The 13340-nt window shown below is 43.0% G+C and carries 13 protein-coding genes; all 13 read right to left on the reverse strand.

Annotated features, from left to right (window positions below; genetic code table 11):
• Positions 1-136: 136 nt before the first annotated feature.
• Positions 137-673, reverse strand: coding sequence for a stage V sporulation protein T (gene spoVT, locus H539_RS0108835; protein ID WP_026693215.1), 537 nt, complete (start codon positions 671-673; stop codon positions 137-139).
• Positions 674-901: 228 nt separating this feature from the next.
• Positions 902-4432: a transcription-repair coupling factor gene (mfd, locus tag H539_RS0108840; protein WP_026693216.1), complete on the reverse strand. Its 3531-nt coding sequence runs from the start codon at positions 4430-4432 to the stop codon at positions 902-904.
• Between the two features lie 550 nt (positions 4433-4982).
• Positions 4983-5213, reverse strand: coding sequence for an anti-sigma-F factor Fin (fin, locus tag H539_RS0108845; protein WP_026693217.1), 231 nt, complete (start codon positions 5211-5213; stop codon positions 4983-4985).
• Positions 5214-5303: 90 nt separating this feature from the next.
• Entirely contained in the window at positions 5304-5864 is a 561-nt protein-coding gene (gene pth, locus H539_RS0108850; protein WP_026693218.1) for an aminoacyl-tRNA hydrolase, read from the reverse strand.
• A gap of 399 nt (positions 5865-6263) precedes the next feature.
• Positions 6264-6887: a 50S ribosomal protein L25/general stress protein Ctc gene (locus H539_RS0108855; protein WP_026693219.1), complete on the reverse strand. Its 624-nt coding sequence runs from the start codon at positions 6885-6887 to the stop codon at positions 6264-6266.
• Positions 6888-7082: 195 nt separating this feature from the next.
• Entirely contained in the window at positions 7083-8036 is a 954-nt protein-coding gene (locus tag H539_RS0108860; protein ID WP_026693220.1) for a ribose-phosphate diphosphokinase, read from the reverse strand.
• 15 nt (positions 8037-8051) lie between these two features.
• Positions 8052-9422 (reverse strand): bifunctional UDP-N-acetylglucosamine diphosphorylase/glucosamine-1-phosphate N-acetyltransferase GlmU, encoded by a 1371-nt coding sequence (gene glmU, locus H539_RS0108865; protein ID WP_026693221.1) that lies wholly within the window; start codon positions 9420-9422, stop codon positions 8052-8054.
• A gap of 238 nt (positions 9423-9660) precedes the next feature.
• A complete protein-coding gene (gene spoVG, locus H539_RS0108870; protein ID WP_026693222.1) occupies positions 9661-9954 on the reverse strand; it encodes a septation regulator SpoVG in 294 nt (97 codons plus the stop codon).
• A 366-nt stretch (positions 9955-10320) separates the two neighbouring features.
• Positions 10321-10695 carry a RidA family protein gene (locus H539_RS0108875; RefSeq protein WP_026693223.1) on the reverse strand — a complete coding sequence of 125 codons (375 nt, stop codon included), beginning with the start codon at positions 10693-10695 and terminating at the stop codon, positions 10321-10323.
• Positions 10673-11533: a pur operon repressor gene (gene purR / locus H539_RS0108880; RefSeq protein WP_026693224.1), complete on the reverse strand. Its 861-nt coding sequence runs from the start codon at positions 11531-11533 to the stop codon at positions 10673-10675. Before purR ends, H539_RS0108875 begins: the two co-directional genes overlap by 23 nt.
• Positions 11534-11592: 59 nt before the next feature.
• On the reverse strand, positions 11593-12462 hold the full coding sequence (gene ispE, locus H539_RS0108885; RefSeq protein ID WP_026693225.1) for a 4-(cytidine 5'-diphospho)-2-C-methyl-D-erythritol kinase: 870 nt from the start codon (positions 12460-12462) through the stop codon (positions 11593-11595).
• Between the two features lie 232 nt (positions 12463-12694).
• A complete protein-coding gene (locus H539_RS0108890; RefSeq protein ID WP_026693226.1) occupies positions 12695-12871 on the reverse strand; it encodes a small, acid-soluble spore protein, alpha/beta type in 177 nt (58 codons plus the stop codon).
• 113 nt (positions 12872-12984) lie between these two features.
• Positions 12985-13248, reverse strand: coding sequence for a biofilm formation stimulator Veg (veg, locus tag H539_RS0108895; RefSeq protein WP_026693227.1), 264 nt, complete (start codon positions 13246-13248; stop codon positions 12985-12987).
• Positions 13249-13340: the final 92 nt, after the last annotated feature.

Genomic DNA, 13340 nt, shown 5'->3' on the forward strand with positions numbered 1-13340 from the left:
ACTTCGATATAATCCCTTATATTCAGGACTCGCCGACTTCCTCACCCAAAAAGAAAAAGGCAGCATCAGCATACCTTTTTCTTTTTGGTGATTTACTTTATAGATTCCACGGATTTTATTGATTCCCTTAATTCTTTTAAGATTCCATCTGGCGTGCCAGGAAGCCCGCTGCAGTTTCTACTGCCTTTCTTTCAACCTCACCGACAGTGCTTTCCTTCGCGAAGATGATAACTGCACCAATCGGATCACCATTTGCGACAATCGGCCCAATCGTATAGGACTGGATGTCCTCATCGGTGCCGTCAGCAAGGGCAATCTGGCCTTTTGATGTTTCAAGCACAGAGCCTCTGTCCTCCATAGCTTTTTCAACCAGCTCACTAACGCTTTTGTTAAGGTAATCCTTTTTAGAACCGCCTGCAACTGCGATGAAGGTGTCACGGTCACAGATTAATACTGGATTGCCAAGGCTGTCATATAACGCTTCTGCATATTCCCTTGCGAAATCGCTTAGTTCACTGATTGGGGAATATTTCTTTAAAATCACTTCACCGTCTCTATCAACAAAGATTTCCAGAGGATCTCCTTCGCGGATGCGGAGGGTCCTTCTAATTTCCTTTGGGATAACAACTCTTCCTAAATCATCAATACGACGTACTATTCCAGTTGCTTTCATCTTGTGCTGCCTCTCTTTCATGATTTGGATAGGGGTGAAAACATTGGGAATTCACCGATATTGACCTTAGTATCATTCAACTCTCGACTTCTATACACTATCTGACATTTTTCTTCTCTTGTTTTACTTTTTCCCAGCCAAATCTATCTCATGACGCAAAAGCCATGAAAATTAAAGGGTTTATAAAGCCCGTCTTAGATGTCACAATTCCTTTGAAGGAGCCCGGGTTCACAGTTCAACCCATTCCTTCAAAGCTGTTTTTAAGCCTTTTATTAATTCCTGGAGAATCTGAAGCCACTCTTCCGAAGGAGTGCCCTTTGTATTGAGCGTCATCTTCAAATTGCTTCCTTCCATTCCAAGACCCACTTTTCGGCCGTATTTCGAGCCCAGGTGGAATACTTTTTGGCCATCTATCTTACTGCTTGTTTTTTCTGAGATGAGAATTTTTATTTCCTGCTTGGTCTGCTTAATGAGGCTTACACCGTTTTCGAGGGCATGAACCTTAATCTCTGCAACCATGAAAAGGAAGGAAACCTCTTCTGGATATTCTCCAAAACGGTCAAGCATCTCTCCCTGAAGCTCTTCAAGCTCCTCGATGGTCGTTACACCCCTGAAGCGTTTATACATCTCGATCTTTTGATGACCGTCAGAGAGGTATGAATCCGGAATGTACGCATCAATCTCAAGATCAATCTCGACACTCGGCTTTTCTTCCGGCACCGCTCCCACTTTTCTCTCTTCAATTGCTTCTTTAAGCATTTGGGAGTATAAATCAAACCCTACCGAATCTATAAAGCCGTGCTGTGCAGCCCCAAGCAGGTTGCCTGCTCCACGGATGGACAAGTCACGCATCGCAATTTTAAATCCCGAACCCAGCTCTGTAAACTCTTTGATAGCCTGAAGACGTTTTTCGGCCACCTCGGTAAGGATTTTATCCTTCCGGTAGGTGAAATACGCATAGGCTACCCGGTTGGACCGCCCTACACGGCCGCGGAGCTGATAAAGCTGTGAGAGGCCCATTTTGTCAGCATCATGGACAATCAGTGTATTGACATTAGGTATGTCGACACCGGTTTCAATGATCGTCGTGCTGACGAGCACATCATACTCTCCTTCCATAAAGCCCAGCATGACTGCCTCGAGTTCGGTTTCGGTCATCTGCCCGTGGGCATAGGTGACTCTTGCATCCGGAACAAACATGGAAATTTCTTCTGCTTTTCTTGCTATATCTTCTACCCTGTTGTATAGGAAATAAACCTGGCCGTCCCTTGCGAGTTCCCTCTCAATCGCTTCTTTAGCAAGGATTCCGTTGTATTCCATTACATAAGTCTGGACAGGAAATCTGTTCTCAGGCGGCGTTTCAATGACCGATAAATCTCTTACACCCAGCATGGACATATGAAGCGTCCTTGGGATAGGAGTAGCGGTCAAGGTGAGAACGTCCACATTGGTTTTTAGCTTTTTGATCTTCTCTTTATGTGTTACACCAAAGCGCTGTTCTTCATCAATGATGAGGAGCCCCAAATCATGATACTGAATGTCCTTGGACAGGATCCTGTGCGTACCAATGACGATATCCACGGATCCGGCTTTCAGTCCCTTAATGGTGTCATTCTGCTGTTTCCTGGTTCTGAACCGGCTTAAAAGACCGATGTTTATAGGATAATCCTGGAACCTTTCCCGAATTGTTTCAAAGTGCTGCTGTGCAAGGATAGTAGTCGGTACAAGGAAAGCGACCTGCTTTCCATCCATGATTGCTTTAAAAGCTGCACGGATGGCCACCTCTGTTTTTCCGTACCCTACATCTCCGCAGAGCAGTCTTTCCATGGGACGCTCCCGCTCCATATCATTTTTAATTTCATAGATGGATCTCAACTGATCATCCGTTTCCTTATATGGAAAGGCAGATTCAAATTCCCGCTGCATATCGCTATCCGGTGAAAAGGCATAGCCCTTTGCAGCCTCTCGCTCCGCATAGAGCTTAATAAGATCGTCAGCAATATCCTGGACGGAGGATTGGACCTTGCTTTTAACTTTTTTCCAATCACTACCGCCAAGCTTGTAAAGCTTAGGCTCCTTGCCTTCTGATCCCACATATTTCTGTACCAGGTCAATCTGGTCGACAGGGATATACAGCTTATCCGTCCCTTGATACCTGACATGGAGATAATCCTTATGGACCCCATTTATCATCAGGGTTTCAAGCCCAAGATACTTCCCGATACCATGATTGACATGGACTACATAATCACCGGCCTTTAATTCCGAATAGCTTTTGATCCGTTCTGCATTGGACAGTTTCTGCCTTCTTGAAGACTTTTTCGTCTTTTTATTGAAGAGCTCATGTTCCGTCACAATCGCAAGACGTGTCATGGGAAGCTCAAAACCTGCATGCAGGTTTCCCTTTGCAATTTGAATCTTGCCGGGAAGAATCGAACTCCCTTCTGAAAGCTCTGCCGCTTCAATTTCGTAATCCTCTAACACTCTCTGAAGCTTTTTCACTCGTTCTTCATCAGGCCCCAGTATGACAACGGCATACTTCCCTTTTTTCCATCTGTCTATCTCCCCTTTAAACACATGCATCTGTCCATGGAAGTTCTGCATCTGCTTACAGGTGAAGTTAATAATGTTCTGTGGATTAGTAAAAGGAACATGCCTTAAGAAAAGAGTTAAATAAATAAATGGATGTCTGGCATTGTACATAAGCTCAGGCAGCTTATGGGAAAGTGCTACGTCATGAATGATCTGCCCTTCACCCAGAAGGGATATATACCACTCTGCCTCTTCCTTCTCAAGGCTGTCACTTACTTCGTGAATTCTTGAGATTTCATCGAGGAAGACAAGGCCATTCTCCGGAAGGTAATCTATCAAACTAGCTGGGTGTTCATACGCCAGGCTCATATATTTAAAAAGGTGTTCTGGGAGGGATCCATCCCTAAGAAGCTCCAATTCATGACCGATATTATGGAGCATTTGTTCTTTCGCCTTTTCATCCTTAAGCTTTTTAAGGCTTGTGCTTAAACCCTTGTCTAAATTAGCAATAAGCGCATCCAAGGCAGGTCCCTGAACGATGGATTCAGTTGTCCCCCCGAAGGAAATTGAGTCCTTTTTTTCGAGGGACCGTTGGTTTTCTATTGAAAACGCCCGAATGGAATCTACTTCCGTATCAAATAATTCAACACGGATGGGATGATCCTCTGTCAGGGGATACACATCCAGGATTCCGCCTCGAAGTGAAAACTCTCCAGGTGCAGATACCATCTCCGCTCGTTCATATCCCATTGCTACAAGAGACAGCAGCGTCTGATCCAGATCAATATCATCTCCAAGCTTCAAGGTGAGCTGGCTGTTCCTCCACACCTCTTTAGGAGGCAGCAGCTTCTTTACCCCAGCCATAGGAGCAATCACGATACCGCTTGATTTTCGGCTCCAGTGATTGAGCACTTCAATTCGCTGCCCCTTAAGCTCCGGGCTCGCAATACTTAGCTCTGCGGCTATCAGCTCGTTTGCGGGATAGAGAAAAATCTCATCATCAGGCAGAAATGAAGTCAGGTCATCATGCAGCTTTTGCGCTTGCAGTAAATTATGGGTGATGACCAAAATGGGCTTATGTGTTTCCGAATAAACAGACGCAATCAGCATCGATCTTGAAGATCCGGAAAGTCCAGCCACCATCTGCTCCCTGAGTCCCTCATCGATCCCGGTTAAAATGGATTGAACATCATCGTTCTTAGCAAAAGTCCGGTGCAAATCATTCAAGTGCACGTCCCCCTTTCCTTCAGTGTTTCTTTTTAGAAAACTAGTTTTTGAATGTATGTTAATGCTGCGGATTCCCTCCGCCTAAATTTACTTTTTAGTTATTTAATAAGTTATGCATCTCTGAATGAACGGCTAACTCCTAAATATTTTGCAGAAAAGAGCCCACATTGCGGAAAAGGCCTTCCTCAATAATTAAGGGTTGGTGAAGGTACCGCCTTCAGCTTTTCAACAAGTTATATCTTTCAAAATTAGTATGTTATTCATTCATAATAAAACATATTCTATCCGAAAAGCACCGTTCTCCGCTTTTGAGGCATCCAGCTCCGAACTGACATCCTCGAGTCATAAGCCAGGCTGTCCACGGGAAGGAAAAGCACTTCCCATAGACACCCCGTCTTATGCTTGTCGGATGTCTGCTTTTCAACAAGTTATATCTTTCAAAATTAGTATGTTACTCATTCATAATAAAACATATTCTATCCGAAAAGCACCGTTCTCCGCTTTTGAGATATAACAGAAAAATGCTTTGGATGGTCTCCAAAGCTTTTGTTTATTGGATTAGGAAGTCGTTTTGGTGGTTGGACGGATTTTTTTCGAATGCTTCCTGGCAGTCTTCGCATATGGAGGATACCTGATAGTCACCTGTTTGAGTGATGCTGATCATTTCCTGTCTTTCCTGGCTGGTCAGAGCATGAAATCCCAGTTTCATCGAATCTAAAACCGGTTCATCCAACATTCCAATGTCCGTTCCACAATGTCTGCACTTGTAATGATACGCCATCTTCTTCCCCCCGTTTTTCAGGTCAATCTACTTTGTAGTATGAACCTTTAGGACCGGGATTTATTCATGATTCCGGAAGAAGGATAAGAATTATTTGTTAAATTGATTCATTACTTGTAAAAAGTCATTGCTTAACCAATTTTCGCAAGCTTCTGCACTTCTTTCAACTACTTTGCTCATCTCCGCACGTTCTTCTGGAGAGAATTTGCCCAGCACGAAATTTGAAACAGAGTTTTTCTCGGATGGACGCCCAACTCCAATGCGGATCCGGTTAAATTCCTGGGTTCCAAGATGGGCAATGGTAGACTTTATCCCATTATGGCCGCCTGCGCTCCCCTTCTGCCTTAGTCTGATTTTTCCTGAAGGCAGATCGAGATCATCATAAATCACTACGATATCCTTAGGTGCCAGCTTATAAAAATTCAGGACAGCAGAAATGGATTCCCCTGAGAGATTCATATACGTCATGGGTTTCAGAAGCAGGACCTTCTCCCCATTAACCGTACCCATTCCAAATAAACCTTTATGTTTAGCCTGGTCAAGTGGAATTCCCCATTTAGAGGACAGCTCGTCCACCACTTCAAATCCAATATTATGTCTTGTTTGATCAAATTGTTTGCCAGGATTCCCAAGACCGATTATTACCTTCATGTCCAACACTCCATTAGAATTAAAAAATATGCTTTTAAGCCTTTTAACTATCATCGTCATAGAATCCTTTTGATATTCGTTATAAAGCACTGCCTTTTCGTTTTTAAACTCTATAAAAAGAAATTAACAAAGTTCAGCCAGAATAAAAAGGGCATGAAGACCTGTTCTGGATGAAGAACACTCTCTCCGCTATTATTTCTCCGAAGAATGGGAAATCCCCTTTTTAGATTAACTATTTTTTTCTTCGCTCCATTATATCTTACTTCTCGTAAAGAGACAGATTGTTTTGTCGCATATCCTGAAGCTGACATGGTACAAAAGAGCATCAGAAAAGGCGCAACCTTATAAAGGTCACGCCTTATTATAGCCTATAAAGCACATATTGCCTTTTTTAATGCCTTATTCTGCAGCAGGTTCTTCCCCGGCTGCATCTCCGCCATCTGCTTCCCCTTCATCTGCAGGCTCAACCTGCTGTCTTGGCGGGAGGACTGAAGCAATTACTTCATCTTCTTCGTGGTTGATCAGGATATTTCCATAATTCTTCTTGATATCTCCTACATACAGCGTCTCGTTTATACCAAGCGGGGAGACGTCTGCTTCAATCGCTTCAGGAATATCATTGGGTTTGGCTGTGATCGATAAATCATGGATGGCCTGCTGCAGCACGCCGCCCTCGGATTCTCCGGCTGGTGTGCCGGTTAAGTTTACACGCACCTGAGCATTAATCTCTGTAGACATATCGATATATAAAAAGTCTGCATGAAGAATGGTATTTTTTAAGGAGTCTGTCTGATAATCTGTCAGCATAACATTTTGCGGACTTCCATCCACATTTAAAGATATAATTCCATTTCTGCCGACTTCCTTGATCGTTTTGATGAGGTCTTTGCTATCTATCACAATGGACTTGCTTTCTTTATTTCTCCCATATACTACAGCGGGAATTCCGCCATTTTGTCTTACAGAAGTCAAAAAAGAATTTTGGGACTCTTTACGTTCTCTGGCACTTAACATATTACTCATGCTTAACCACCTTTATACGATTATTTGGTCTCCTCTATCTTTTTTCCCTTTATCAGCTGCTTTTAAACAAAAGGAACATTAGATATATCATGTTTTATTTTAGTCTACCTTTTAAATGGGACTGCCGATATCACCCGATTGCAAAAACCTCACTTAAAAAACTAAAAGCCCGCCAAAAGGCGGGCTTTGTTTGATTCAGTCAAAAAGAGTGCTGACTGATTGTTCTTCGTGGACACGGATGATCGCTTCACCGATTAATGGTGCAACAGACAGTTCTACAATTTTACCGATTTTCTTTTCTTCTGCAAGGACAATGGAATTTGTTATAACTAATTCCTTAATTCTAGAATTTTGGATTCTGTCAATGGCAGGTCCGGATAATACTGGATGGGTACAGCATGCATAGACTTCAGCAGCACCATTTTCTACTAAAGCATTGGCAGCCAGGGTAATGGTACCGGCTGTATCAATGATGTCATCAATAAGGATGGCGGTTTTGCCTTCAATGTTACCGACAATGTTCATGACTTCCGCAACATTCGGTCTTGGTCGGCGCTTATCAATGATAGCAATAGGAGCTTTCAGGCGGTCTGCCATCTTTCTCGCACGGGTTACTCCGCCATGATCTGGAGATACAATCACGATATCCTTCAGATTTTTGGTTTTGAAATAATCGGCAAGGATAGGTACACCCATAAGGTGGTCAATAAGAATATCAAAAAATCCCTGAATCTGCGGTGCGTGCAGATCCAGTGTAATAACACGGTCTGCCCCAGCTGTTTCAAGCAGATTAGCTACAAGCTTGGCAGTAATCGGTTCACGGGCGCGCGCTTTACGGTCCTGACGGGCATAGCCGTAGTAAGGCATTACAATATTCACCGTTTTAGCGGATGCGCGCCTTAAGGCATCAATCATAATCAATAGTTCCATTAGGTGTTCATTGACCGGGGCGCTTGTTGACTGGATTACAAATACGTCACAGCCGCGGATACTTTCTTCGATGTTAATCTGAATTTCTCCATCACTGAAATGTGTAACTGAACATTTCCCAAGCTCTACGCCTATAAATTTGGCAATTTCCTCCGCCAATCCCCTGTTGGAATTGAGTGTGAAGACTTTCATCTTTGGGTCAAGGTACTGATTAGACATGCTGAACCTCCAGTGTTATTTGTTTTTTAACTTTTGAACATAATTCTCTTTATTGACTTGGCGTGCACGGGCAATGGATAGTGCCTGTCCAGGAACATTTTCAGTAATGGTAGATCCCGCTGCTATATAGGCGCCCTTTCCTACAGTAACTGGTGCTACAAGGTTAGAATTACAGCCTACAAAAACCCCATCTTCTATTTTAGTCAGGAATTTATTTTTTCCGTCATAATTAACAGTGATTGAGCCGCAGCCGATATTTACGTCACTTCCTACTTCAGCATCTCCGATATAACTCAAATGGGATGCTTTGCTTCCCTTTCCAAAGTCCGCTTTTTTGATTTCAACAAAGTTTCCGATTTTCACTTCGTCATGAATAGTAGAAAGCGGGCGAATATGGGCAAAAGGACCAATATTAACATCTGAGCCGATGCTGCTGTCATGTGCCACCGACTGGCGGATAACTGTATTATTCCCAACAGAACAGTCTTTCATTTCTGTATTCGGGCCAATCGTACAGTCAGAACCGATTTCTGTTTTGCCGGATAGGATCGTACCTGGATAAAGGATCGTATCCTGCCCAATCACAACATCAGGGGAAATATAAGTGTTGGCCGGATCGATGATGGTTACTCCATTTCGCATATGCGCTTCGTTGATGCGCACTTTCATGGAGGCTTCCGCCTGTGCAAGGGCTACCCGGTCATTCACACCCAAAGTTTCAGAAAAATCATCTGTCTGATAGGCTGTTACAATTTCACCGTTCTTTTTAAGGATTTCAATCACATCAGGAAGATAGTATTCTCCCTGGACATTTTCATTTGAGACATTCTTTAAAGCCTCGAACAAAGCTTTATTATCAAAGCAGTAGGTGCCTGTATTGATTTCTTTTACCAGACGCTCCTCTTCAGAAGCATCTTTATGCTCCACAATCTTTTCGACAAATCCTTCTTCATTGCGGATGATTCTTCCATAGCCCGCAGGTGAATCTGTATAAGCCGTAAGGATGGTAGCCTTTGCATGGTTTTCCTCATGCTGCTTTATCAGCAGATCCATGGTTTCGGATTTGATCAAAGGAGTATCCCCGCAGATAACAAGGGTAGTTCCTTCTTTTCCTGCCAAAAGCTCCTCTGCCTGCATAACAGCATGCGCTGTGCCGAGCTGTTCGGCCTGCAGGGCATAGCCGGTCCGTTCTCCCAGATGGGATTTTACAAGTTCAGCGCCGTGACCGATGATCGTTACGGTTTCTTTTATCTCAAGCTTTGAAATTTCATCTAGTACATGCTCGACCATTGGCTTTCCGCAGACAGGATGCAACACCTTATATAATTTGGATTTCATTCTGGTTCCCTGTCCGGCAGCCAAAATAACTGCATAGCGATTATTCATAATAGGCCTCCGTTTACCTTTTTATCCATTACGAATATATCTCAAAAACAGACTGTTTTCAAGGATACAACCTAAAGTGCCTATATTTTTCAATTCAGGGGAAATTATTCAAGGACATGAGATAGAAGGAGAAACACGTTTAAGATGAGGAATTCGTGGTAAATCACATAATAAAAGAGCCTTACTTAGGAAGCAGGCTCTTGATGCGGTAATATACTGTTTTTATCTGCCTTTTAGATTAGGAAGCTCCTGCTTCTTCAAGTTCAACAACTTCCATTTCTCCTAGACGATGATATTCAGCTAGAACAGCATCCTGGATTTTACTGCGTGTAGAAGAGTTGATTGGATGGGCAATGTCCCGGAATTCTCCATCTGGAGTACGCTTGCTAGGCATGGCAACGAATAAGCCATTATTTCCGTCAATCACACGGATATCGTGAATGACAAACTCATTGTCCAGTGTAATTGATGCAATCGCTCTCATTCTGCCATCGGTAGTCACTCTTCGTAATCTTACGTCTGTTACTTCCATTATCTACACCACCTAAAAGTTTATTGGCAAGCTTTTTGGGCTTGTACTACTAATTCCACATCAAGAGTGATATTCCTTCTTTTTAATTAATATTTTTTTGAAAAAATAGGTCTATTTGGATAATATCTGGGATTTAAGGTCGTTCTCCGCTTTTTTAACTGCCAGCTTCGAACTGACACCTTCGGTCATAAGCCAATCGCCATCAAAAGGCAAAAACGGCCTTTCGCTGCCGCTTGTCTTATGCCTGTCAGGTGTCTGCCTTCTAATCTGTTTCTCATTTTTTACTATTATCCTACATCATCCTGCCTCGTATCAGTAAAAGTTTGAAGGCACCGTTCTCCGCTTAGATATAAAAAACGCCCGTTATTATTTAACGAGCGCTACAACTTCGATTTCTACCAATACATCTTTAGGAAGCCTTGCTACCTCTACACAGGAGCGGGCTGGCTTGTGAGTGCTGAAATATTCTCCGTATACTTCATTCACTGCCGCAAACTCATTCATATCCTTGATAAAAACAGTCGCCTTAACGACAGATTCTAGTGATGCCCCTGCTTCTTTCAGGACAGCCTGCAGATTTTTGAATACCTGGTGGGTCTGTTTCTTTACATCTCCAGTTACCAGTTCACCCTCGGCGGTCAATGGAATTTGTCCTGAACTAAAAAATAGATTATTCACTACGATTCCCTGTGAATATGGCCCGATCGCTGCAGGTGCTTCATTTGTGTGAACTATTTTCATAAAGATTTCCCCCTTGTTCAAATCGTTCAAAGTAATTACCTGGTTTGACATTGATTTTTCTGGCTTTGGTATCTACATCCGTTAATTTTATCAAGGAAAGATAGTCATTTACCAGTCTGTCCTCTGCATATTCGGATTCTACCAGGACAGATATTCCGGCTACGGATGCATTGAATTCATCTAAGAGGCTGATCATTCCATTTATGGTCCCGCCTGCCTTCATAAAGTCATCCACAATGAGGACGTTGGACCCCTGGGCGAGGCTTCGTTTTGACAATCCCATTGTTTGGATTCTTTTTGAAGAGCCAGAGACATAATTAATGCTGACGGTAGATCCTTCTGTTACCTTGCTGTCGCTCCTTACAATGACCACTGGTACATTTAGATAGCTGGCAGCGGCATATGCAATGGGAATTCCCTTAGTTGCGACTGTCATTACAATATCGATTGATTTATGGGCGTAGGCGGAGGCAATGGTCTTCCCTACCTTTTTTAGGACCTGCGGGTCACCAAGGATGTCGGTCATAAAAAGATATCCTCCCGGCAGGAGCCTCTCGGGATTGGCCACCAGCTCACACATTTCAGTAATAAACTGCCTTGTTTCAGACTCGCTGCTGCTGACGATATATTTAACGCCGCCTGCAGCTCCGGGTACAGTGACCAGCCTGCCGATCCCGCGATGTTCGAAGGTTTCTTTAATGATGGTTAAATCTTCACTGATTGAGGACTTAGCCGATCCATATCTTTCCGCAAAAAATGTCAGTGGGACAAGCTGGAACGGATGGTCGAGCAAATAGTGAGTCATATCAACTAATCTTTCGCTCCGGCGAAATTTCAAATGCGGCACCTCTTTTAAAAGCGAATGTTTTATTAATAATGTTACATGAACGTACGGGCTTATTCAAGTGTGTTTCGTTCCCCCAAGATGCGGACAGCATAAACCTGGTCGCAAAACCCTCTAAGACCGTTGTACACACGCTGAACCCTTGATTCGTGCTCTACAAGACCGAATACGGTCGGTCCGCTTCCACTCATTAGAACAGAATCTGCACCAAATCTCTTCATTTGCTCTTTAATATGGGCAACCTCGGGGTTTGTTTCCAGCGTTACATATTCCAGCACATTTTTCAGGTTCGAACAGACATCAGAATAGCTTGAGGCATCCAGGGCTGACAGCATATTCTCGATCGCTGGATGCTCCACCTTTGAAATATTGAGCTTTTTGTATACATCTGCCGTGGAGACTCCGATGGTAGGCTTCGCCAGGATGACCCAGCACTTTGGCGGCTGGGGGAGCTGGATGATTTTTTCTCCCCTTCCCCTTGCCAGTGCAGTGCCTCCATATACACAAAAAGGCACATCCGATCCTATTTCCCCTCCGAGCTCTGCCAGCTCATCAAGAGACAGCCCCAGATCCCAGAGACGGTTCAAACCTCTTAATGCTGCGGCTGCGTCACTGCTGCCACCGGCAAGACCGGCCGCAACAGGGATATTTTTCTCGATCTCTATACTGACTCCTCTTTGAATATTGAATCTTTTCTTTAATAGTATGGCTGCCTGATAAGCTAAGTTTCGACTATCATCCGGAACAAAACGATTATGTGAAATAATTTTTATTTCATTAGTTTCTATTTCAGATATCTCAATGCGATCGGCTAGATCGACTGTAGTCATGACCATTTCCACTTCATGGTACCCATCAGGACGTTTATAAAGCACATCCAAGGCCAAATTAATTTTAGCAGGTGCTTTTTCCATAAGTCTCATCTTTCCACCTACTTTACGATCTTCAAATTTATTCTCATTTTATCATATATAGCTTATTCTATAGATTTTTTCAAGCGCGTTCAAATATGTTTGGGATAATCATGGAAGGATAAAGATAGGATGACAGAAGTGAAAATCATAGAGGGCCGAAAAAAATAAGGACTGAGCCAGTCAGGTTGATCTGGCCCAGCCCTTCCGCCGTGGTTTTTACTGCTGCCTAAGGAAGATTAGATTAAGAACGATTTAACATCTGCTGCTGAGCGATTTCCACAGCACGTTTAACCATATTTCCCGCATCCTTTGCCCGGATGCCTCCCCAGCCTTCCCTTTGGACAACGTCATAGAAACCAAGTTCTTTGGCAAGCTCGTTTTTAAAGTTCTCAGACATGGTGCCATTTCTTCTGCCCATTCGGAACAACTCCTTTTTAACGGCGGCTTTTATAGTGTTACTGGGAATAGATCGTTTCATGAGAGGGGAATATTAGCAGAAATAAAAAAAACAGTAAACAATTTGTTTACTGTTCAGCTTAAAGCCACGTTTCCTGCTGTTTCATCAAAGAATGTTAATTGTACTGTTTCAGTTAACACATCTGCATAACTATAGGAGACTCTTTCAAATGCATTTTCATCCTGATCAAGCTCGATTACAAAAACAGAAGGATAAGTTTCTGCTAATGTACCTAAACGCTCAACCGTTTTTCTTCTTCCACCGTTCGCTTTTAAAAGAAGCCTTTTCCCAAGATTTGAGTCGAGGGCAATTTTAATATCAGCTAAAGTTTTTGGCATTTGGTCCACCTCACTAAGTGTATTGTATCACAATTTCAACCGCTCAGTCAAACAAAAATATAAATTATATCAATTCTTAATTTTGTTTGTCA

Origin of the sequence: Peribacillus kribbensis DSM 17871, assembly GCF_000430765.1 — a bacterium.
Classification (GTDB): Bacteria; Bacillota; Bacilli; order Bacillales; family DSM-1321; genus Paraperibacillus; species Paraperibacillus kribbensis.

Bases quoted from the DNA above. Each gene is read 5' to 3' on its own strand.
- spoVT (WP_026693215.1), bottom strand. From the start codon at position 673: ATGAAAGCAACTGGAATAGTACGTCGTATTGATGATTTAGGAAGAGTT.
- fin (WP_026693217.1), bottom strand. From the start codon at position 5,213: ATGGCGTATCATTACAAGTGCAGACATTGTGGAACGGACATTGGAATG.
- pth (WP_026693218.1), bottom strand. From the start codon at position 5,864: ATGAAGGTAATAATCGGTCTTGGGAATCCTGGCAAACAATTTGATCAA.
- H539_RS0108855 (WP_026693219.1), bottom strand. From the start codon at position 6,887: ATGAGTAATATGTTAAGTGCCAGAGAACGTAAAGAGTCCCAAAATTCT.
- H539_RS0108860 (WP_026693220.1), bottom strand. From the start codon at position 8,036: ATGTCTAATCAGTACCTTGACCCAAAGATGAAAGTCTTCACACTCAAT.
- glmU (WP_026693221.1), bottom strand. From the start codon at position 9,422: ATGAATAATCGCTATGCAGTTATTTTGGCTGCCGGACAGGGAACCAGA.
- spoVG (WP_026693222.1), bottom strand. From the start codon at position 9,954: ATGGAAGTAACAGACGTAAGATTACGAAGAGTGACTACCGATGGCAGA.
- H539_RS0108875 (WP_026693223.1), bottom strand. From the start codon at position 10,695: ATGAAAATAGTTCACACAAATGAAGCACCTGCAGCGATCGGGCCATAT.
- ispE (WP_026693225.1), bottom strand. From the start codon at position 12,462: ATGAGACTTATGGAAAAAGCACCTGCTAAAATTAATTTGGCCTTGGAT.
- H539_RS0108890 (WP_026693226.1), bottom strand. From the start codon at position 12,871: ATGGGCAGAAGAAATGGCACCATGTCTGAGAACTTTAAAAACGAGCTT.
- veg (WP_026693227.1), bottom strand. From the start codon at position 13,248: ATGCCAAAAACTTTAGCTGATATTAAAATTGCCCTCGACTCAAATCTT.